We start from the raw sequence: 15,024 nt of genomic DNA, 5'->3' as shown, positions 1-15,024 counted from the left end.
TCAAGGACCAACGGGTGCTACCGGCGCTACTGGTATAGGAGTTACTGGACCTACTGGACCTTCTGGTGGACCTACCGGACCTACTGGGCCAACTGGACCTAGCTTCCCTATAGCAACAATTGTTGTAACAAACAATATTCAGCAAACAGTACTGCAATTTAATAACTTTATTTTTAGTACTGCAATTAACGTAAACAATATTATCTTCAACGGCACAGATACAGTTACTGTTATTAACGGTGGTATTTATGTAATTAGCGTATCCATTTCTACAACTGCGCCAGGATGCGCTCCACTCGGAGTAGGAATTTCAATTAATGGAGCAGTCGCAACTGATAATTTCTCTTCAAATTTAATAGGCGACTCACTTTCATTTACTACAATCGAAACATTAGCAGCTGGTGCAAGAATTTCTGTTCAATCTACTCTTAATGAGATTACGATCCCTGCGACAGGAAATACTAACATCCGCCTTACTGTATTTAGAATCGCTTAAATTTCATCATATATTGTTTATGACAAATAAAAAAAGAGCGAGGAAACTCGCTCTTTTTTTGTTATGTACAATAATTCATTACTATTCTAATTCAATTGAAACATTTTTTTGTGGTACAAATGTAGAAATTGCATGTTTATAAATAAGCTGTTGCTTACCTTCTGTTTCCAGCAGGACTGTAAAATTATCAAATCCTTTAATTAGTCCACGAAGCTGGAAACCATTTAATAAGTACAGCGTAACAAACGTATTTTCTTTACGGAGTTGATTTAAAAACTGATCTTGAATATTGATTGATTGCTTCATGTCGAATCCTCCTCTTTTTCTCTACTTACTATTATTCGACTTTACTTGTAACTTTCCTTCTATGTATCGTAAAATTTCTGACGTTTTTTCACCGTCTGTAACATCAAACCACGTGACATCCATTTTATTACGGAACCATGTTAATTGACGCTTTGCATAACGACGCGAATTCGTCTTTAATTGTGATACCGCATCTTCTAAAGGGGCTCGATTCTCAAAATAATCATAGATTTCTTTATATCCAATCGCTTGAATAGATTGACAATCTCGTATCCCTCTATTATACAGACCTTCTACTTCCTCTAATAGGCCTTGTTCCATCATCAAATCCACTCGTAAGTTAATGCGATCGTATAGCATTTCTCGATCCATTGTCAAGCCAATTAATGAAACATCATAGAGTAACTCTTTTTCTTGTTTCTCAATTTGGTCACTCATTTTTTCACCCGTCGTGTGGAAAATTTCTAACGCCCGAATGACACGTCGTACATTATTTGCATGAATACGCTCCGCACTTTCCGGATCTACTTCTTGCAATTTTTTATGTACATATTCCACACCGCGTTCTAAAGCTAACTTTTCCATTTGCTCTCGGTATATCACATCACCAGCATCATCTGTAAACTGATAATCGAATAAAACAGATTGTATATAAAGACCGGTCCCACCAACTATAATTGGTAATTTACCACGTTCTGTAATTTCTCGAATATGTTTGCGAACACGTTCTTGAAATTCCGCGACAGAAAATGAATCTTCCGGATTTTTTATATCGACCATATAATGTGGAATTCCGTCCATCTCTGCTTGTGTTACCTTTGCAGTTCCAATATCCATCGTTCGATAGATTTGCATGGAATCACCACTAATAATTTCACCGTTCAACGCTTTGGCAAGATCGATACTTAACTTCGTCTTTCCAACAGCTGTTGGTCCAATGATGACAGCAACTTTTTCACGTTGCACTTCTCCCATAGCATTCAACTCTCTTTATGTAATATACTCCATCTATTGATTATACCCAATCTTACCAATTTTAACGGCATGATTGCAAGTTCTTTCATTTCGGTACATGAAATTACATATAAAAAAGAACATAGTTTGTCCAATTCTGCATATACATGATAAAAATAGTTTCGAGAGGATGAGTTAACTATGAAACAATCCACCATCAATTTTTCATCTTTGACAAAAGACCTCATTTTAGCTACTTCTACAAAAGAACAAAATTGTTCACAAGAGGAATTATACTTCGCCCTAAATTGTTTACTACGGGCTTTTCATTCTACTCTCCATGAAACAACATCACATCCAGAAAATAAAAATACAGAATATATACAAACACAATTTTGCAGTGCATATAAAATTATTACAGGTAAAAATATTTATCCCTTTCAATAATCCATAAAAAGCGGCTGCTTACATAATTTCAAGCAACCGCTTTTTATATTAATATCGATAACCTATTGTATAACTTTCACTTTTACAGATTTGCGCCCCCAGCTATTAGCACTACCATCTGAACCGACTAATACATCAATACGATTTCCTTTAATCGCACCACCAGTGTCTCCAGCAATCGCTTCTCCATATCCTTCTACCCATACTTTTGATCCAAGCGGAATTACTTTCGGATCAACAGCAATTACTTTCATATTTGGATTTGCTGTTAAATCATGCCCCATTGCAGTTAATACACGACCACCATATGAACCATTCTCACTCGGATCTGCTGTATATGCCGTCGCTTCTACTGTAATTTCACGACCACCAGTAGGCGCACTTGTTTCAGTAGATTTCGCAACTGGTTTTGCAGCCGGCTTTTCTTTTACCACAGGTTTACTTGATTCTACATTCTTAATAGAATCGTTACTCTTAACAGACTCTTTATTCTTAACTGCTGTATTATTTTTAACCGGCGCTTCTTCTTGAGCTACAACCTCTTTCTTTTCAATTACAGGTGCCGTTCCTGTTAAAAATGGCACGTGAACATATCCGACTTTTCCATTGTAGTCGAATTGTAACCATTCATTTTGAACTTGATTCGTCGTTTCAATCACATCATTTTTATTAAGTTTACCTAAAATTTCAGAATCAGTATTCGCTCCAGCACGAACATTTAATACGCCCGCCGTTACATAATATGTGCTCTTTGTAAAATCAGCACTTACAAACGCTTCCTTACCGTTTAACTTAATTTTTGTCCATCCATTCTCTGTATTTATAACATCTAGTGTATTCCCACTTAACACTTTACCTACAAGCTTTGACTCTACATTTGGGTTTTCTCTAACATTTAATACGTCTGTTGTTACAATTGTTTCCGCTTTAGCAGAACCCGCAAAAATCCCAAGACCAAAAACTGCTGCTGTTGCTATACTTAATAATTTTTTCATGAATAGCCTCCATTTGCTTTGTTTTCGTATTTTCATTATAGCAACAGATTTTTAGAATTTTTAGAAATCACACAATTACAAAGCATTCGTAATATACAATTAACGAGTTGTAACATAAATTTCCATATTAATAAAATGTATTTCTCATACAATCTCCAGTGGTTTTCATATATTTTTCATATACGAGCACAAGAATTTTTTTCCAGAAAAAATTACAGTGTTACTTTTTTGTTACAAAAAAGTAACAATTCGTTACATCTTTTACCAAAAAACATCAATATTCCATTGTTAACTTATTTTTTTGTAATAAAAAGAGAGCAGCTACTAAAAGCTACTCTCTTTTTATTTGTTATTGAACTTTCTTTTTCCAAACACCTAGCATAATAGCCGAGACAATTGTTCCAATTAATATAGAGAAAATATATAGTAACGGTTTATTTACTAACGCTATTACAAATAATCCACCATGCGGTGCCGGTAATGTAATTTGGAATAACATAGATAACGCACCTGCAATACTTGAACCAACAACACAACTTACGATTACTCGAACCGGATCTGCAGCTGCAAACGGAATCGCACCTTCTGTAATGAACGATGCTCCCATAATATAATTTGTTAAACCAGATTTACGTTCCGCTTCTGTAAACTTTGATTTAAAGAATGTAGTTGCGAATGCAATCGCAAGTGGCGGTACCATACCACCAGCCATAACTGCTGAGTGCACTCCAAAATTTTGTGCTTCTATTGCAGCAATACCAAACGTAAATGCCGCTTTATTAATTGGACCACCCATATCAATCGCCATCATACCACCTAAAATAAGACCTAGTAATATAGCATTCGTACCATTTAAACCATTTAACCACCCTGTCAACATTTCATTTAATGCTACTACAGGCGGAATTACTACTTTTTGCATTACAACTCCTGTAATCAATAATCCAAAGACTGGATATAACAATACAGGTTTAATTCCTTCTAATTGTACTGGTAGTCCTGAAAATAATCTTTTCAACCCTAAAACAACATATCCAGCTAAGAAACCAGCAATTAATCCACCTAAAAATCCAGCATTCGCATTCGCCGCTAAAAACCCACCTACAACACCAGGCATAAAACCAGGACGATCAGCAATAGAGCTTGCAATAAATCCAGCTAAAATTGGTACAAGGAATAAAAATGCACCTGTTTTTCCTCCACCAATTGACATGAACAATTCAGCTAAAGGACCTTCCGCCTTTATACCACCAAACGAAAATGCTAGCGCTATTAAAATCCCGCCACCAACAACGAATGGAAGCATATTACTTACACCGCTCATTAAATGCTTATAAATTCCTAATCCTTTTTCTCTCTCAATACTTTCTGTTTTCCCATCCTCTTTTACACCTTTAAAGATTGGTGCATCTTGTTTGACAGCTCGTTTAAGCAGATTTTCCGTTTTTCTAATCCCATCAGCAACTGGCACTTGAATGACATGTTTACCAGCAAAACGATTCATTTCTACTTGTTTATCTGCCGCAACAATAATAGCTGTTGCACGTTCAATATCCTCTTTCGTTAAACCGTTTTTAATACCTGTTGATCCGTTCGTTTCAACTTTAATCGCTATTCCTAACTCTGCCGCTTTTGCTTTTAAGCTATCCGCCGCCATATATGTGTGAGCGATTCCAGTTGGGCAAGCTGTAACAGCAAGTACGTACGGTTCATTTCCTTCTGGTTTTGCGACTTCAATCTCTTCTTCTTTTTCATTCTCTTTTTCATCAAATAGTTGAAGAAGCTCACTTTCATCCTTCGCTTCTAATAGTTGCTTGCGAAACCCTTCATCCATTAATAATGTCGATAAACGAGACAACGTTTCTAAATGAGTATTATTCGCTCCTTCACTTGCAGCAATCATAAAGAATAAGTGTGCCGGTTGTCCATCAAGCGACTCATAATTGATACCGCTTACACTTCTACCAAAACAAATCGATGGTTGTTTAACAGCCTTTGTCTTCGCATGAGGTATTGCAATACCTTCCCCTATTCCAGTCGTACTTTGGGACTCCCGCTTTAAAATAGCTTCTTTAAATTCCGTTTTACTATTTAAACGATTTGCCCCGTTTAATTTCTCAACTAATTCATCTATGACAGCTTCTTTATTTGAAGCTGTCAAATCCATAATGACTGTATCCCTTTTTAATAGTTCTGTAATTTTCATATGTTGCTTCCCCCTATCGCTTAGCTACAATTACTTGCGACAATAATTCTTCTACTTTTTCCTTCTTACATAAATCAGCTGAAAATGCTGTTGCACTCCCTGTTGCAACGCCGTATTGAAATGCCTTTTCAATATCTTTTGTCTGTTCATATTTGCCTACAAACCCTGCAACAAGAGAATCTCCGGCCCCAACTGAATTAATTACAACACCTTTTGGAACAGTCGCTTCATATATACCTTCTGCCGTAAATAATAAAGCTCCCTCTCCAGCCATCGATACGATAACGTGTTTTACACCTTGTTCAATTAATTTTCTTCCATAAGGTAAAACGTCCTCTACTGTTGAAAGCTCCACTCCAAACAACTCACCAAGTTCATGATGGTTTGGCTTAATTAAAAATGGCTTATTTTTAATTACATGTTGCAGTGCACTTCCACTTGCATCTACTACTACACGAATACCTTTTTCAGCTCCAAACGCAGCAATTGATTCGTAAAAAGTACTTGGAATAGAGATCGGTACACTCCCAGCGAGTACAACACAATCTCCAGGTTGCATACTCTCAATTTTTTTCATTAACTGTTCGAACTGCTCTTTTGTTACAATAGGACCTTGGCCATTTAATTCTGTTTCTTCTTTCCCTTTTATTTTCACATTAATGCGAGTATCTTCATCTACTTGGACGAAGTTTGTTGTTACACCTTCGTCATGTAATACCTCTTTAATAAATTGACCAGTAAATCCACCAGTAAATCCAAGTGCTATATTTTTAACACCTAAACGCTGAAGAACACGAGAAACATTAATTCCTTTTCCTCCAGGAAACTTCATATCTTTCTCCGCTCGATTTATTGTTCCTAAATCAAAAGAAGGAACTTGCACTACATAATCAATAGATGGGTTTAAAGTAACTGTATAGATCATTGTTTATCAGCCTCAATTACATTGGTTTGTTTTTTATATTTTTCTAAATCAATTTCTAAATGGTTTGTAATAATATTTGCATCTTCAACATTTGCAATTTTCGCAAACGCAACTTCTGAAAACTTACTTTCATCAATTAAGAAATATCCTTCGTTTGCTAATGTTAGTGCCATTTGTTTTAGGAGCGCTTCTTCTGGATCTGGCGTTGTAAAGCCAAGCTGTTCATGTACACCATTTGCACCTAAAAAACATTTATCAAAGCGATACTTCTGCATACTTTCCTGTGCCATAGCACCGATTAAAGCTTTCGTCCTACTCTTCATCATTCCGCCTAGTAAATACGCACGAATATTATTTTCAACTAAAGCTTCAATATGCATAAGTCCATTCGTAACGACAGTAACATCTTTATTGATTAAAAATGGAATCATTTCAAATGTTGTACTCCCTGCATCTAAATAAATACAATCACCTTGTTCAACAACGCTAGCCGCATAATTAGCAATTTGTTGTTTTATTTGAATGTTTTTGGATGATTTTTCAACCATCGTTGGTTCTTGCCCTTTTCCTGTTAAAACAGCGGCACCACCATGAACTCTTTTTAATAACCTTTGCTTTTCCAATTGTGCTAAATCACGGCGAATTGTCGACTCAGAGCTTTCTGTTCTTTCAACTAATTGCTGTAATTTTACAACTTTCTGTTCTTTTACAAGTTGCAATATCATTTGATGACGTTCAGGAGTTAACATTTTATTCACCTCTTCTTTGATTACAGTATAATGAAAACGGTCACAAAAATCAACCATAAACAATCAAAAATAATCACAAACATTCATAAACGTTTATAAAAAGCAAAAAAAGAAACCTATTCGATCAAACAATCAAATAGGTTTCTTTTCTAAATTCACTTATAAAGAAGCTTTATATATACTTAGAACATCATCTTTATTTAATTTTTTAAAGTTACCAAATTCACCATACGCCATCGCTTTATTAGCCATTATATCAATTTCATTTTCTCCAATACCGTAATCAGCTAATGTTGCTGGCGCTTCAATTGAAGTCCAAAATTGACGCAGTGCCTCAATTCCTTCTAACGCCACTTCTTTATCTGTTTTTCCATCTGTTTCTATTTCAAATACACGAATAGCGAACTGTTTAAAACGACTTACATTTTCATCTACGACATGCTTCATCCAGTTAGGGAATAGAATTGCTAAGCCGCCTCCATGCGGTATATCATGAACAGCAGAAACTGCATGTTCAATATTATGAGTTGCCCAGTCACCTCTTACTCCCATCGCTAAAATACCATTTAACGCCATCGTTCCGCAATATAAAATTGTTTCCCTATGCTCATAATTTTCTAAATCACTTAAAAGCTTGGGAGCTGTCTCAATTACTGTTTTTAAAACAGATTCACAATAACGATCTTGTAGTTCTGTATTCGTTCCATGATGGAAATATTGTTCTAATACATGTGACATAATATCTACCATACCATAAATCGTTTGATCTCTCGGCACAGATGCAGTATGAACTGGATCTAAAATTGAAAACTGCGGGAATGTAACTGGGCTTCCCCATCCATACTTTTCATTCGTTTCCCAATTTGTAATTACCGAGCCTGCATTCATTTCAGAACCTGTCGCAGCAAGAGTAAGTACAGTACCAAATGGTAATGCCTCACTAGCAAATGCTTTTTTCGTTACAATATCCCATACATCTCCATCATATTTACTACCAGCAGCAATCGCTTTCGTACAGTCGATTACACTTCCTCCACCAACTGCTAAAATAAATTCGACTCCATTATCTTTACAAATTTGAATCCCTTTCTTTACAGTTGATACACGAGGATTCGGTTCAACACCCGTCAATTCAAATACTTCTGCATTAATATCCTTTAAAATAGAAATCACATTATCATAAATACCGTTTCTTTTAATACTGCCTCCTCCATATACGAGAAGAACCTTCTTACCAAACTGTGGAATTTCAGTTTTTAACTGTTCTAATTGATCTTTACCGAAAATAAGTTTCGTTGGATTACGAAATACAAAATTTTGCATATTTCTTTACCATCCCTTCTATTTGAAAAGCAACTATACTTTTGTATACCATATTTTTTTCATTTCACAAAAAGATTTGCTTAACAAAAAAGCCCCAGCCTAAAGGCTGAGACTTTTATTGATAATAAGGTGAGATCATTAAGTACACAATAACACCAGATAAACTTACATATAACCAAATTGGCATTGTCCAACGTACAATTTTACGGTGACGTGTTAATTGATTTGTAAAACCAAATACAAGTGCAAACAATGCAAGTGGTACGATAATTGCTGCTAGGATAATATGTGTAATTAAAATGATGAAATACACATATTTAATGAATCCTTCTCCTCCAAAATGTGTTGCCGGTGCTAAGTAATGATACGATAAATACGACACACAAAATAGTAAAGTTGTCGTAAATGCTGCAAGGATGAAACCACGATGCATTTTCACATTCTTTTTAATAATAGAGAATAACGCTGCTAATAAAAATACGAACGTAAAGCTATTAAAAATCGCGTTTAACATTGGTAAAATCGTTACATCAAAATGTACTTCTCCTTCATAGCCAACAGGTCCAAAGAACAAAAATAAAATAATCGCATTTACAATTACAGAAAGCGTTATCACAATAGGAGCATAGCTTTTCTGATTTGTTGATTGATCCACCAAAATGGTCACTCCCTCTTCCTTCAAGTATGTATACGTAACCTCACTATTTTAACATATTATTCACAGTGTAAATGTGACAATAGTTTGACACAGCAAGACAAAACAAAGAAAAAAATCCTTCTTAATAAAACTTCTTAAGAAGGATTTTATCGCTTTATTATTCAAATAGCAACGCGATTAATTTTTGTTAAAAAATGTATCGCTATATGCTTGAAAAATTTCAGACACTTGATATCCCATTAATGAAATTGCTGTTAATGAAAAGAAACCAATCATAAGAAATCGAAACCACATATAAATCTCCTCCTTGTATTTAGCTTAAAAAACGTTAGCTACCTTACAAGTTGCGTGGCACTCTTCATCATCACTTTCCTTCTTCTTTACAATTGCTGTAATAAATCGAATCATAAAGAAAACTACAAAAGGAAATTGTTCGTAATTCACATTGGCATAGTTTAGCAACGGCTCGCGCTGCACATCGAACGGAGATGAGAAGGAATAGAACATACCTTGCTCTTCCATATATACAATTACAATTTTCATGCAAAATACTATTCCTAGAAACGAAACAATATCTTGCCATTCTGTCGTATATAACAGGTTATACAGCTCTAATACGTACTCTTCCATCATCATCCCCCCTTCCTTTTTTACCATTTTGCTCGCCTTCGTATAAAAAGTCAAGAAAAAAGTTTATATCCACTATGACAATAGTAATTACTTGTTTCTATGATTATATATGATTCTTTTATAGCAATGACTGGGTGTAACTCTCTTCGAAAATAAGAAAATTAGAATCGAACAGATTCCTCATTCTTACTTTTAGGATTCAAAACTGTGCTATTTTTATTTCTATTAAAAATAAAATAAGAAAGTATGATAAGAACTGTAACAAACATTGTTAAAAGTGCTTGTGAACGTAAAGTATCAATTGCGAACATCGCAACTAAAACTGCTATAATAGCAGCAATTGTAACATACGTTACATACGGAAAAAGCCACATTTTCACTTTCAAATTTTTTTGTTCTACTTTCCCCATTTTTTTACGCATCTTTAAATGCGAAACTGCAATAACGAGATAAACTAGTAACGCAATCCCGCCAGATGCATTCACTAAAAACAAAAAGACTTTATCTGGAGAAATGTAACTAAAAACAACTCCAATATAAGCGAAGAACGTTCCAAATAAAACCGCTCGAACAGGAACACCACTACTGTTCAATTTTAAAAATGACTTTGGCGCATCTCCTCTTTCTGCCATTGAAAAAAGCATTCTTGAATTTGTATATAAGCCTGAATTTAAGCAAGAAAGTACAGCTGTTAAAACGATAAAATTCATAATTTGTGCTGCCGCTGGTATTCCTATATGTTCAAGTACAGCTACAAATGGACTTTTTAATATGTTAGCTGAATTCCATGGCAGTAGCGTAACAACTACCGCTATAGACCCAATAAAAAATACAAGAATACGCCAAATCACACTGTTTGTTGCTGTTTTTACTGCTTTTACAGGTTCTGCAGATTCACCAGCTGCTACTGCTACAATCTCTGATCCCATAAATGAAAATATAACAACAGTAATTCCAAGCAAGACCGAACTTATACCGTTTGGCATAAACCCACCTTGTCCAATTAAATTCGAAGTGCCGGGTGCTTCTGTTCCTGGAACAAATCCTAAAATAACAGCAAGACCTAGACAAAGGAACAAAACAATACTTATTACTTTAATAAAAGAAAACCAATATTCAAACTCTCCAAATGATTTCACCGAAAAAACGTTCGTCAGCGTTAATAAAATTGTTAATATTAAACTTAATAACCATAGCGGTATTTGTGGAATCCAATATTGGATAATACCAGCACCTGCTGTGGCTTCTATTGCAATAACAATTACCCAGAAAAACCAGTATAACCAGCCTATTGTATAACCCGCCCATGGACCAATTGCTTCTCTTGCATACGTTGCAAATGAACCACTTGTCGGATTTACAGCTGCCATTTCTCCTAGCATTCTCATGACGAAAATGACTAGAAGTCCTGCCAATGCATATGAAACGATAGAACCAGGTCCTGCCGAATGTACAACGGCACCACTTCCAACAAACAAACCAGCCCCTATTACGCCGCCAATTGAGATCATTGTAATGTGGCGTATTTTGAGATCTTTCTTTAGATTTTTATCCAACTCTTGTACATCCCCTTCCAAACTAAATTTTGAAATTTATGTAAGAGTACTGTGCGAAAGATTTTGTTCTATACGTTAAAATATATCAAAATATTCTGAATTTAACAATTACAATTCAATCTCCTTCAAAAATTATTTCATTAGGTTTAATACTTTCCCACACACAATTGTTGAGAAAATTATAGTCCTCTTACAAAAGAAAGAATTTTCAGATATCATTAAATAAACAAGATTATACATCTAGACAACTTTTTTGTATAGGAGTGTTGATATGTTAAACAAGTTCAAATTATTTTGTTGTATTTTAGTAATGTTCTTACTACTACCGCTATCCCCTTTCCAAACACAAGCAGCAAACAATTTAGGTTCAAAATTACTCGTTGGATACTGGCATAACTTTGATAACGGTACTGGCATTATTAAATTAAAAGACGTTTCACCAAAATGGGATGTAATCAATGTATCTTTTGGTGAAACTGGTGGTGATCGTTCCACTGTTGAATTTTCTCCTGTGTATGGTACAGATGCAGACTTCAAATCAGATATTTCTTATTTAAAAAGTAAAGGAAAGAAAGTAGTTCTTTCAATAGGAGGACAAAATGGAGTCGTTTTACTTCCTGACAATGCCGCTAAGCAACGTTTTATTAATTCCATACAATCTCTAATCGATAAATACGATTTTGATGGAATAGATATTGACCTTGAATCAGGTATTTACTTAAACGGAAATGACATTAATTTCAAAAATCCAACTACTCCCCAAATCGTAAATCTTATATCAGCTATTCGAACAATCTCAGATCATTATGGTCCAGATTTTCTATTAAGCATGGCTCCTGAAACAGCTTATGTTCAAGGCGGTTATAGCGCATACGGAAGTATCTGGGGTGCATATTTACCAATTATTTACGGAGTGAAAGATAAACTAACATACATTCACGTTCAACACTACAACGCTGGTAGCGGGGTTGGAATGGACGGTAATAACTACAATCAAGGTACTGCAGACTACGAGGTCGCTATGGCAGATATGCTCTTACATGGTTTTCCTGTAGGTGGTAATCCAAATAACATTTTCCCAGCTCTTCGCTCAGATCAAGTTATGATTGGGCTTCCAGCAGCACCAGCGGCAGCTCCAAGTGGTGGATACATTTCGCCAACTGAAATGAAAAAAGCTTTAAATTATATCATTAAAGGAGTTCCGTTCGGAGGAAAGTATAAACTTTCTAACCAAAGTGGCTATCCTGCATTCCGCGGCCTAATGTCTTGGTCTATTAATTGGGATGCAAAAAACAACTTTGAATTCTCTAATAATTACAGAACATATTTTGATACTCTTCCCTTGCAAAAATAATAAAAAACAACAATAGGTTATAGGACCTATTGTTGTTTTCATTTACCGTAAATCACCATATCTCGTTCATCAAAATCAAATTGAGAATGATGATGTGGAATTGAATACATTAGTTACTATTTTGCTTCAATACAAAAACTGAAAGTTCAGGTACACTCCAAAATCTAACAGGCATCCTAGTAGTCCCAATGCCACGATTTACATATAAATATAACAGCTTACTCTTCCCCTCTACTTCATACATACCTTCAACATAATTCTCAGCTAGTTTGGTAGTAATTAATGGACCTACAAAAGGAATTTGGACTTGTCCTCCGTGACTATGTCCTGACAGTTGAAGATCCATTGGGTAACGATTTATTTTGGTTACAACATCCGGCTCATGTACTAATAACATGTTGAAATCATTTTGTTTCAAGTTTTTTAAAGTTGAATCTATTTGTGGCTTCCCTAATAGAAAATCATCTAAACCTGATATTGTAATATATTTGCCGTTTTCCACTTTAATTTTCTGCACTTCATTTACTAATACAGAAAAACCAGCTTCCTCCATATATTTTTTGTAAAATAAACTACCGCCCCCGCCCCTATCATGATTCCCAAACACAGCATATTTCCCTAAGGGCGCGTAAATTTTCTGCAAAATAGCCTTTGCTTCTTCTCTTTCCGCACTATAAGACCCAAATTTATCTATTAAATCTCCAGTAAAAACTACGATATCTGGATGTATTTCATTCATCTTCTCCACCAAATGTTCAAGTTGCTTCAATGTAAACTCTGGCCCTAAATGTACATCTGAAAACTGCAATATTTTTTTATTATTAAACTCTTTAGGAATTGTAGAAGCTTCTATTTCATTCCACGTAACTGTTACTAGTTTTCGTTCTATTTCTGTCGCATAATAATACAAACTTACTGGTATCATTAATATACTTATAAAACTAATAATAAATATCTTTATGATTGATTTTTTTCGTTCTTTTTTTACATGATTCGTATTCATGTTTTCACCTCTACAAACACTTTAAATCCTTATTGTTACATTCATGTGACAACATGAACAATGTTATCAATTTTTAATTCCCTCTCTATTCACTTTGACAATTTTATACAGAAGTCATAACATATTTTTATAATACATAGATTTTTGAAATTTTTTCTATTCATTCCATCATTTTATTACGGAGGGATTATTCATGTCTGTATTTACACCAGAAGAAATTACGGAACTTGCTGCGAATTCAGGAAGGAAAAAAGCTCATTTATCATTGCTCCCTATGCTAATTCTTGGTTTTTTTGGTGGTGCTTTTATCGCATTAGGGTATTTACTCGATATTCATGTTATTGGGACAATGCCAAAATATTGGGGATCATTTTCTAGTTTTCTAGGCGCTGCTGTATTCCCTGTTGGTCTTATTCTCGTTATTCTTGCAGGCGGTGAACTAGTAACTGGTAACATGATGACAGTTTCTATGGCCTGGCTCCAAAAGAAAATTACTTTATTTTATTTCATACGAAATTTAGTTATTGTTACATTTAGCAATTTCATAGGAGCTGTATTCGTAGCCTATTTTTTCGGTCATATCGTCGGCTTAACTGAAGGAGCTTTTTTAGCGAAAACTATTTCTATCGCTCAAGCGAAACTACAAGATACACCATTGCAAGCATTTATTTCTGCAATCGGATGTAATTGGCTCGTTTGTTTAGCTGTTTGGCTCAGTATGGGAAGTAAAGAATTTATCGGAAAGATTATCGGTATTTGGTTCCCAGTTATGACTTTTGTTGCAATTGGATTTCAACACGTTGTAGCCAATATGTTTGTCATCCCAGCTGCAATTTTTGCCGGTCATTTAACTTGGATCGAATATTTTCCAAACTTCATTTTTGTTTTCTTCGGAAATTTAGTAGGAGGTATGTTATTTGTAGCACTACCTTACTTCATATCTTATAATAAGAAACTACCTTCTTATCAAGAGAAGACTGAAATGAAGAACAAATCTCTGTCCGCTTAAATGGAATGTCTATAAAATGTCCTAAAAAATATTACAAATTTCATTTTTTTTGCGAATATATGTACGTACACTTGTTCTCGAATGTTTTATACGTTATAATAACAACTTAAATAGCATTATTTACATATGAGGTGAAAAACATGAACAAAACAGAATTAATTAAAAACGTAGCACAAAATGCTGAGATTTCTCAAAAAGAAGCTACTGTAGTTGTACAAACTGTAGTAGAATCAATCACTAACACTTTAGCTGCTGGTGAAAAAGTACAACTTATCGGATTCGGTACATTCGAAGTTCGTGAAAGAGCTGCTCGTACAGGCCGTAACCCACAAACTGGTGAAGAAATGCAAATCGCAGCTTCTAAAGTACCTGCTTTCAAAGCTGGTAAAGAACTAAAAGAAGCTGTAAAATAA

Annotated in this window: 16 protein-coding genes; 5 read left to right on the top strand and 11 right to left on the bottom strand. The window is 34.8% G+C overall.

The features are described from left to right. Nucleotides 1-496, top strand: a 496-nt coding sequence (locus tag BM089_RS15330) for a Gly-Xaa-Xaa repeat protein (protein ID WP_002103492.1), incomplete at its 5' end; no start/stop codon positions are given. Nucleotides 497-577: 81 nt separating this feature from the next. Here BM089_RS15330 and hfq read toward each other — a convergent pair. Continuing rightward, a complete protein-coding gene (gene hfq, locus BM089_RS15325; protein ID WP_000813896.1) occupies nucleotides 578-802 on the bottom strand; it encodes an RNA chaperone Hfq in 225 nt (74 codons plus the stop codon). Between the two features lie 21 nt (nucleotides 803-823). Continuing rightward, nucleotides 824-1,777 (bottom strand): tRNA (adenosine(37)-N6)-dimethylallyltransferase MiaA, encoded by a 954-nt coding sequence (gene miaA, locus BM089_RS15320; RefSeq protein ID WP_000504953.1) that lies wholly within the window; start codon nucleotides 1,775-1,777, stop codon nucleotides 824-826. A gap of 180 nt (nucleotides 1,778-1,957) precedes the next feature. On the opposite strand from miaA, the gene BM089_RS15315 reads away from it, so the two are divergent. Next, a complete protein-coding gene (locus BM089_RS15315; protein WP_090977255.1) occupies nucleotides 1,958-2,203 on the top strand; it encodes a hypothetical protein in 246 nt (81 codons plus the stop codon). A 62-nt stretch (nucleotides 2,204-2,265) separates the two neighbouring features. On the opposite strand, the gene entD is transcribed toward BM089_RS15315, so the two are convergent. The 8 genes from entD to gabP all read right to left on the bottom strand — a co-directional run bounded on the left by entD (nucleotide 2,266) and on the right by gabP (nucleotide 11,245). Beyond that, the gene (gene entD / locus BM089_RS15310) at nucleotides 2,266-3,198 is read right to left on the bottom strand and encodes a cell wall-binding protein EntD (RefSeq protein ID WP_023522798.1); all 933 of its coding nucleotides are present in this window, start codon (nucleotides 3,196-3,198) and stop codon (nucleotides 2,266-2,268) included. Nucleotides 3,199-3,547: 349 nt separating this feature from the next. Further along, nucleotides 3,548-5,404, bottom strand: a complete 1,857-nt coding sequence (locus BM089_RS15300) for a PTS fructose transporter subunit IIABC (RefSeq protein WP_000704609.1) — start codon at nucleotides 5,402-5,404, stop codon at nucleotides 3,548-3,550. A 13-nt stretch (nucleotides 5,405-5,417) separates the two neighbouring features. Beyond that, nucleotides 5,418-6,329, bottom strand: a complete 912-nt coding sequence (gene pfkB, locus BM089_RS15295; protein ID WP_000640854.1) for a 1-phosphofructokinase — start codon at nucleotides 6,327-6,329, stop codon at nucleotides 5,418-5,420. Next, entirely contained in the window at nucleotides 6,326-7,078 is a 753-nt protein-coding gene (locus tag BM089_RS15290; RefSeq protein WP_000957288.1) for a DeoR/GlpR family DNA-binding transcription regulator, read from the bottom strand. Before BM089_RS15290 ends, pfkB begins: the two co-directional genes overlap by 4 nt. Nucleotides 7,079-7,237: 159 nt before the next feature. Beyond that, nucleotides 7,238-8,401, bottom strand: a complete 1,164-nt coding sequence (locus BM089_RS15285) for an iron-containing alcohol dehydrogenase (protein ID WP_001179068.1) — start codon at nucleotides 8,399-8,401, stop codon at nucleotides 7,238-7,240. 115 nt (nucleotides 8,402-8,516) lie between these two features. Further along, a complete protein-coding gene (locus tag BM089_RS15280) occupies nucleotides 8,517-9,059 on the bottom strand; it encodes a DUF420 domain-containing protein (RefSeq protein WP_000228315.1) in 543 nt (180 codons plus the stop codon). A gap of 318 nt (nucleotides 9,060-9,377) precedes the next feature. Further along, nucleotides 9,378-9,716 carry a hypothetical protein gene (locus BM089_RS15270; protein WP_003271231.1) on the bottom strand — a complete coding sequence of 113 codons (339 nt, stop codon included), beginning with the start codon at nucleotides 9,714-9,716 and terminating at the stop codon, nucleotides 9,378-9,380. 134 nt (nucleotides 9,717-9,850) lie between these two features. Then, nucleotides 9,851-11,245 (bottom strand): GABA permease, encoded by a 1,395-nt coding sequence (gabP, locus tag BM089_RS15265; RefSeq protein ID WP_044307334.1) that lies wholly within the window; start codon nucleotides 11,243-11,245, stop codon nucleotides 9,851-9,853. A 271-nt stretch (nucleotides 11,246-11,516) separates the two neighbouring features. Between gabP and BM089_RS15255 the strand changes: the two genes are divergently transcribed. After that, nucleotides 11,517-12,599: a chitinase gene (locus tag BM089_RS15255; RefSeq protein WP_090977253.1), complete on the top strand. Its 1,083-nt coding sequence runs from the start codon at nucleotides 11,517-11,519 to the stop codon at nucleotides 12,597-12,599. Between the two features lie 109 nt (nucleotides 12,600-12,708). Here BM089_RS15255 and BM089_RS15245 read toward each other — a convergent pair whose 3' ends face one another. Beyond that, nucleotides 12,709-13,602, bottom strand: a complete 894-nt coding sequence (locus tag BM089_RS15245) for a metallophosphoesterase (RefSeq protein WP_001095330.1) — start codon at nucleotides 13,600-13,602, stop codon at nucleotides 12,709-12,711. Nucleotides 13,603-13,795: 193 nt separating this feature from the next. On the opposite strand from BM089_RS15245, the gene BM089_RS15240 reads away from it, so the two are divergent. Then, nucleotides 13,796-14,611, top strand: a complete 816-nt coding sequence (locus BM089_RS15240; protein WP_090977251.1) for a formate/nitrite transporter family protein — start codon at nucleotides 13,796-13,798, stop codon at nucleotides 14,609-14,611. Nucleotides 14,612-14,751: 140 nt separating this feature from the next. Next, nucleotides 14,752-15,024: an HU family DNA-binding protein gene (locus BM089_RS15235; protein WP_001043904.1), complete on the top strand. Its 273-nt coding sequence runs from the start codon at nucleotides 14,752-14,754 to the stop codon at nucleotides 15,022-15,024.

Origin of the sequence: Bacillus sp. 5mfcol3.1 (assembly GCF_900114335.1) — a bacterium.
Taxonomy (GTDB): Bacteria; Bacillota; Bacilli; order Bacillales; family Bacillaceae_G; genus Bacillus_A; species Bacillus_A thuringiensis_S.
This window is presented reverse-complemented; position numbering and strand designations above follow the sequence as displayed.

What these genes read in the sequence shown, in the direction of transcription:
- BM089_RS15255 (WP_090977253.1), top strand. Translation starts at nt 11,517, where the DNA reads ATGTTAAACAAGTTCAAATTATTTTGTTGTATTTTAGTAATGTTCTTA.
- BM089_RS15300 (WP_000704609.1), bottom strand. Translation starts at nt 5,404, where the DNA reads ATGAAAATTACAGAACTATTAAAAAGGGATACAGTCATTATGGATTTG.
- BM089_RS15285 (WP_001179068.1), bottom strand. Translation starts at nt 8,401, where the DNA reads ATGCAAAATTTTGTATTTCGTAATCCAACGAAACTTATTTTCGGTAAA.
- miaA (WP_000504953.1), bottom strand. Translation starts at nt 1,777, where the DNA reads ATGGGAGAAGTGCAACGTGAAAAAGTTGCTGTCATCATTGGACCAACA.
- BM089_RS15240 (WP_090977251.1), top strand. Translation starts at nt 13,796, where the DNA reads ATGTCTGTATTTACACCAGAAGAAATTACGGAACTTGCTGCGAATTCA.
- BM089_RS15315 (WP_090977255.1), top strand. Translation starts at nt 1,958, where the DNA reads ATGAAACAATCCACCATCAATTTTTCATCTTTGACAAAAGACCTCATT.
- BM089_RS15235 (WP_001043904.1), top strand. Translation starts at nt 14,752, where the DNA reads ATGAACAAAACAGAATTAATTAAAAACGTAGCACAAAATGCTGAGATT.
- BM089_RS15245 (WP_001095330.1), bottom strand. Translation starts at nt 13,602, where the DNA reads ATGAATACGAATCATGTAAAAAAAGAACGAAAAAAATCAATCATAAAG.
- BM089_RS15270 (WP_003271231.1), bottom strand. Translation starts at nt 9,716, where the DNA reads ATGGTAAAAAAGGAAGGGGGGATGATGATGGAAGAGTACGTATTAGAG.
- pfkB (WP_000640854.1), bottom strand. Translation starts at nt 6,329, where the DNA reads ATGATCTATACAGTTACTTTAAACCCATCTATTGATTATGTAGTGCAA.
- BM089_RS15290 (WP_000957288.1), bottom strand. Translation starts at nt 7,078, where the DNA reads ATGTTAACTCCTGAACGTCATCAAATGATATTGCAACTTGTAAAAGAA.
- hfq (WP_000813896.1), bottom strand. Translation starts at nt 802, where the DNA reads ATGAAGCAATCAATCAATATTCAAGATCAGTTTTTAAATCAACTCCGT.
- entD (WP_023522798.1), bottom strand. Translation starts at nt 3,198, where the DNA reads ATGAAAAAATTATTAAGTATAGCAACAGCAGCAGTTTTTGGTCTTGGG.